4 protein-coding genes and 1 tRNA gene are annotated in these 6483 nt (G+C 40.8%); all 5 read right to left on the bottom strand.

Annotated features, from left to right (window positions below):
- Positions 1-82: 82 nt before the first annotated feature.
- The 5 genes from DW059_RS09250 to DW059_RS09270 all read right to left on the bottom strand — a co-directional run bounded on the left by DW059_RS09250 (position 83) and on the right by DW059_RS09270 (position 6344).
- Positions 83-1351 (bottom strand): SH3 domain-containing protein, encoded by a 1269-nt coding sequence (locus DW059_RS09250; RefSeq protein ID WP_117698587.1) that lies wholly within the window; start codon positions 1349-1351, stop codon positions 83-85.
- Between the two features lie 139 nt (positions 1352-1490).
- Positions 1491-1562, bottom strand: a tRNA-Arg gene (locus tag DW059_RS09255).
- A 47-nt stretch (positions 1563-1609) separates the two neighbouring features.
- A complete protein-coding gene (locus tag DW059_RS09260; protein ID WP_117698588.1) occupies positions 1610-3463 on the bottom strand; it encodes an ABC transporter ATP-binding protein in 1854 nt (617 codons plus the stop codon).
- Between the two features lies 1 nt (position 3464).
- Entirely contained in the window at positions 3465-5783 is a 2319-nt protein-coding gene (locus DW059_RS09265) for an ABC transporter ATP-binding protein (RefSeq protein ID WP_117698589.1), read from the bottom strand.
- Between the two features lie 42 nt (positions 5784-5825).
- Entirely contained in the window at positions 5826-6344 is a 519-nt protein-coding gene (locus DW059_RS09270; RefSeq protein ID WP_117698590.1) for a MarR family winged helix-turn-helix transcriptional regulator, read from the bottom strand.
- Between the last annotated feature and the right edge of the window lie 139 nt (positions 6345-6483).

The raw sequence follows: 6483 nt of genomic DNA on the forward strand, positions 1-6483 counted from the left end.
TCGCGGAGCGTTTTTTACTTTACAGGAAAGCAATTTCCTGTAAAGTAAAAATAACGGAGGTCCTAAGACCTCCATCTATTTATTATTTTAAGAACTCTGTCTTAACATATCCTTCTTTATCTTTCCAGGTGACTTTTGTCCACCCTTCTGCATAGCTCATCTGAACAGTAACAGAATCTCCTGCATAAGCAACTCCAACCTTGGATGCGGTCTCACTCATAGAGGAACGGATATTAACCGTATTGGTTAATGTAATCTTAGTGCCCGCTGCGATTCCGCTGGTGTCTGCCGCCGGCTCCTGTGCCGGTGCTTCTGTTGAAACATAGTCACTCTTTACATATGCCGGTGTACCATTGTAATCAATGCTGCTCCATCCATCTTCTGTCGTACCGGTTCTTGTCAGTGCAGTTCCCTTTTCAACTGTTCCAAGCAATGCTCCGGACTCATTCGGTTCCTGTCTGACATTTACTTTATCCAGTGTATATACCGTCTCCGTTGTCACTTCCGGCTCAGCTGGTGTCTCTGGTTCCACCGGTGCCTCTGGTTCCACCGGTGCCTCTGGTTCCGCCGGTGTCTCCTCTGTTGCCGGTTCTTCCGTTGCCGGCTGCTGCTGTGCCTGTGCGATTGCTGTTGCCCATGCATTATATGCATCAGCAATTGTAACCGTTACCATATTAGAAAGATTTTCATCTGAAGCAATTGCTTTTTCATAATTTGCCTGTACTTCTGCCTGTAATGCAATGACATCTTCCTGTGTTTCAAAACTACTGATTAAGTTTTCCACATTATTATCGGTCGGCTGTTCTTTATAATGACGGTTAAAGCTGCTGTATAAGTTATCAATATAAAGTGCTCCCTGCTCATTCTTCTTTACATAGAAGAACTCCATACCAGGTGCTGTAGTATCTACTCCTGCGAATTTCAAATCCAGCGTTACACAGACAAGATAAGAATCTGCTTCTAATCCTGACTTGGTATAACATTTGATATTCTGATAACTCTCTGCATACTGTGACATCATGGTAATCAGGCTCTGTTCATTCTCGGAAACAGGTGTTGCATAGGTCTGTAATGTTGCCAGATCACCTGCCGCATATGCATTGTAATAATTCTGCATCAGGGTATTGATTTCCGGAACGGCATCTACCTGAAAGCTCTCTGATTCGGTACTCTGTTCCGTAGAAAGTCCATTATCTTTATCTTTATTTCCACTGCTGAATTTTATCATTACTACTGCCAATACAACAAATAATATTACTGCAGTAAAATATTTCCAGTTCTTCTGAAAGAAACTACTTATATCATTCTTTGATATCTTACTCATTTTTTCTTTGATTTCTGACGCTTTCATATCTGTCCTCCTAACCTTACCCGTGACCCCCCAAAAAAGCATGCTTTGTGAGCTGCCCGTGTAAATAATGAAAAACGTTTCTTATAAGTTTTGCGGGACATAAATCCCGCAAAAAAATGTGTTAATATAAATTATAAAATGCACCCGGCGGGAATCGAACCCGCATTATCAGAGTCGGAGTCTGACGTTCTATCCATTAGACTACGGTTGCAGCTTATTTATACTAACACATCTATATAAAAAAATCAAAGGTTTTATTTAAGAAGCTTCTTCAAACTGGGAATTATAAAGCTGTGCATAGAAACCATTCTTCTGTAACAGTTCTTCATGATTTCCCTGTTCAATAATATCACCATCTTTCATAACAAGAATCAGATCAGCATCACGAATGGTAGACAGACGATGGGCAATAATAAAACTTGTTCTTCCTTTCATCAGGTTATCCATAGCCTTCTGGATTCTGTGCTCTGTTCTGGTATCAACAGAAGAAGTTGCTTCATCTAAAATCAATACCCGGTTGTCTGCTAAAATGGCACGGGCTATGGTAAGCAACTGTTTCTGTCCCTGGGATACATTGCTGGCGTCCTCATTTAATTCCATATTATAACCACCCGGCAGTGTCTGGATGAAATGATGGGCATGGGCTGCTTTTGCTGCTGCAATAACTTCTTCGTCCGTGGCATCCAGTCTTCCGTAACGGATATTTTCCATAATAGTACCTTTAAATAACCAGGTATCCTGAAGTACCATGCCGAAGGCATCTCTTAGCTCCCGGCGGTTATAGTTTCTGATATCGTTACCATCTAATCTGATGCTTCCACTGTTGACATCATAAAAACGCATCAGCAGCTTCACCATGGTAGTCTTACCTGCTCCGGTTGGTCCTACAATGGCAATCTTCTGTCCCGGTTCTACCTTTGCTGAGAAATCATTAATGATAATCTGATCCGGATTGTATCCGAAATGCACATGGGAGAATTCTACTTCTCCACGAACATCCTTTAATTCCACTGCATTTTCTGTGGTCTGGTCTTCTTCCTCTTCACCTAAGAATTCAAAAACACGTTCCGAAGCTGCGGTCATGGACTGTACCTGGTTAATGACCTGTGCAATCTGCTGGATTGGCTGAGTGAAGCTCTTTACATACTGGATAAATGCCTGAATATCACCAATTCCGATTGTTCCGTTAATTGCAAGCATTCCACCGGAAATTGCCACGCCTGCATAGCCAAGGTTACCGACAAATACCATAACCGGCTGCATCATTCCGGATAAAAACTGGGATTTCCAGGCAGACTCATATAATACATGGTTTGTATCATTAAACCGTTTTATGGTTTCCTTTTCTTTATTAAATGCCTGGATAACTAAATGTCCGGAATAAGTCTCTTCCACCTGTCCATTAATATGTCCCAAGTACTCCTGCTGGGTACGGAAATATTTCTGTGAAAATTTTGCAATTGCCGAAACCATCAACGCTGAAATCGGAAGAATTACTAATGCAATCAGTGTCATCAGTGGTGAAATAGAAAGCATCATCACAAGCACTCCGATAATGGTTGCCACGCTGGTAATAATCTGTGTCACACTCTGATTTAAGCTCTGTCCCAAAGTATCCACATCATTGGTAATACGGGAAAGAACTTCCCCATAAGTTCTGCTTTCAAAATATTTCATCGGCATATGGTTGATTTTTTCAGAAATCTCTTTACGCATACGATAACAGATTTTCTGTGTGATTCCAGTCATAATAAACCCCTGAAAAAAGCTGAATACCGCACTGATAATATATAAGCCAAGAGTAAATAATAATATCTTTCCAATCAGTGTAAAATCAATTCCACCGGTTCCTGCTACTTTATTCATCAGACCGTCTGCCAATGCCGTAGTAGCTTTACCCATTACCTTTGGTCCTAATACTGAAAATACGGTAGAACAGATTGCAAGTATCATAACTGCAACAATTCCAATTTTATATTTTCCAATATAAGAAAGAAGTTTCCGGAAAGAGCCCTTAAAATCTTTTGCTTTTTCACCCGGCATCATTCCACCGCCCATTGGTCCTCCCGGACCTCTACGACGTGGTGCACGATAACTTTGCTCATTACTCATGTTATTTTTCCTCCTTTCCCTCTTCTAATCCCAATTCCTTTGCGGATAACTGTGACTGTGCAATCTGCTGATATACTTCACAATCCCGTAATAATTCTTCATGAGTACCTTTTCCGACAATCTTACCTTCATCCAATACAAGAATCTGGTCGGCATGTAAAATGGTACTGATTCGCTGTGCCACGATAATTACACTGCTTTCTTTTGTTTTTGACTCCAATGCTTTACGCAGTGCCGCATCGGTCTTCATATCAAGTGCAGAGAAACTGTCATCAAAGATATAAACATTCGGATTCTTTGCGATTGCTCTGGCGATGGATAATCTCTGTTTCTGTCCACCGGAAACATTCGTTCCACCCTGTGCAATCCCGCTGTCATATTTTTCCGGCTTTTCATTAATAAATTCTGTTGCCTGTGCAATCTCTGCAGCCTCTTTCATTTCTGCTTCCGTAGCTTCCGGTCTGCCAAATTTCAGATTGGATGCAATGGTTCCTGAAAATAGAATTCCCTTCTGTGGTACGAATCCGATTTCATCTCTTAATTCAGCTAAGCTTAAATTCCGGATATCCACACCATCTAAGGTAATCTTACCGGCTGTTACATCATAGAATCTCGGAATCAGATTAACCAGCGTTGACTTTCCACAGCCGGTACTTCCGATAATCGCTGTTGTCTTTCCCGGTTCTGCTGTAAAATCAATATCTTCCAGTACATCTTCATCCGCACCCGGATAACGGAAGTTTACATGATGGAATTCCACTTTTCCGGTATGTTTTTCAATTGTTTCTTTTTCTGCCTTTTCTATAATAGAAGAATTTGTAGTAATAACTTCATCAATCCGGTCTGCTGCAACACCGGCACGCGGCAGCATAATAGACATCATGGTAAGCATCAGGAATGCCATAACAATCTGCATGGTATAAGTAATAAATGCGGTCATTGCTCCTACCTGAAGCTGTCCGGCATCAATACGATGTGCCGATACCCAGACAATCAGTATGGTTACTCCATACATAATAAACATCATGCCCGGCATCATAAAAGTCATGACACGGTTGGTAAATAACTGTGTTCTGGTAAGATTCCGGTTTGCTTCATCAAACCGCTCTTCTTCCTTTTTTTCTCTTCCAAAAGCACGGATTACGGAAAGTCCCGTAAGAATCTCTCTGGATACTAAGTTCAGGGCATCCACTAACTTCTGCATTATTTTGAACTTCGGAAGTGTAATGGACATCAACACCATAACCAGTCCGGAAATTACCAGTACTGCCATTACGATAATCCATTCCATATGTGCTCCGGTCTTTAATACTTTATAAATTCCACCAATTCCGATGATTGGTGCATATAAAAGCATTCGAAGCATAATTGCTGTTACAAACTGAATCTGCTGAATATCATTGGTGCTTCTTGTAATTAAGGAAGCGGTAGAGAATTTATCCATCTCAGTATTGGAAAAGCCTACTACCTTACCAAAGATTTTCTCTCTTAAGTCTCTTCCGACTCCTGCGCCGACTCTGGATGCAAGATATCCGACTACCACTGCAACTGCCAGCATGAGTAATGACATAGCTGCCATCTTTCCACCCTCTGACCAGAGATAATTCTTCTGGATATGCTCCACATCAAGTCCTGCCTTTTCGTCACAGGATGCTGCATATGCTGTTCCCATGGCATGTAAGGTACTGCTTCCCACAGAATCTATCATATTTTCCATATATTCTCTGGACTGTGCTATACCATCCTGCGTCATTGCACCGCTTGCAATCAGCTGCTTCATCATCGGACGCATATCCACATAAGTTACCATTTCGCCATCATCATTTTCCGCTTCATATGTGGTCAGTTCCATCTGCATCATCTGTCCGATTTCTTCAATGGACATCTCATCTAAGCTTTCTTTGGTAATCTGGTTCTGCGGATTCTGCTCCAATGCTTCCGCAATCGTATTCTTAAAATCCGTTTCACTCATATTTGCCATACGGTAAGTCAGTACGATTGGTGTCAGTAGTTCATCATCCAATGTTTCTAATGTCTCTTTATCCGCAGTACATACATAAGTATCATCTTTTTTTTCATAGACCGCTTCAAAAGTATCCTTTTCACCATCTGTCATAAAAAGTTCTGCCAGCTGATATTCTTCCTCCGGCATCTTTTCCGGCAAAATATGTTTGATTCCCTTATTCTGGATTCCTACATCGATGATATCGGATGTATATTGTGGCAACGACAAATCGCAATAAGCCTGCACTCCAAGGAGGAGAAATATTACCACGATGATATGCCAGTACGGGAGCATATTTTTAAATAGTTTCCGCATCTTTCCTGTTCCTTCCTTTTCTATATTATTTATAAAATATTTCTATTTTAATTGCTGTTTCAACTGTCTTCTCTTTTCAATCTCAAGCTCTGCTGTCTGCTCTAATTTATTCAGATAGCCAATCAGCCGGTTCATATCTTCTTCTCCCATTTTCTCCGTAACCGACTTTAATAATTCACTCAAAATCCGGTTGCATTCATTTAAAACCTCTTTTCCTTCCTCAGTTACTCTCACATAAACATTCCGCCGGTCACCCTCACACACCATACGTTCGACATAATTTTTCTCTTCCAGGGAACGAAGTGTCCGGGACACCGCCGGTGCTGCCACACGCATATAACGTACCACTTCCGATACCGTAACCTTTGCATCTATCGATTTGCTATCCGGCTCTTTGGCATCTGTCTCTTTGGTAGCCATCTCTTTTTCTTTGCGGCAATGCTCGATGGTCTTTAAGGTTCCCATTTCCACGGATGAGACCCCCGGCAGAATGGATGAGATTTTCAAACGATGAAAACGATTAAATATGGAAAATATTTCATTTCCACAACCCTGCATCATTTTCACCTCCCTTTCTTTACATTTTATATTTTCTATTTACTTAACATTGTTAACTATTAACATGTGAAAACAATAATAGCACCATGATTAAGATAGGTCAATTAAAAAAAGTATAAAATTATTATTAAATCATATCATT

This window comes from Roseburia sp. AF42-8, from assembly GCF_003435965.1.
GTDB lineage: Bacteria > Bacillota > Clostridia > Lachnospirales > Lachnospiraceae > Roseburia_C > Roseburia_C amylophila.

Bases quoted from the DNA above. Each gene is read 5' to 3' on its own strand.
- DW059_RS09250 (WP_117698587.1), bottom strand. From the start codon at position 1,351: ATGAAAGCGTCAGAAATCAAAGAAAAAATGAGTAAGATATCAAAGAAT.
- DW059_RS09260 (WP_117698588.1), bottom strand. From the start codon at position 3,463: ATGAGTAATGAGCAAAGTTATCGTGCACCACGTCGTAGAGGTCCGGGA.
- DW059_RS09270 (WP_117698590.1), bottom strand. From the start codon at position 6,344: ATGATGCAGGGTTGTGGAAATGAAATATTTTCCATATTTAATCGTTTT.
- DW059_RS09265 (WP_117698589.1), bottom strand. From the start codon at position 5,783: ATGCGGAAACTATTTAAAAATATGCTCCCGTACTGGCATATCATCGTG.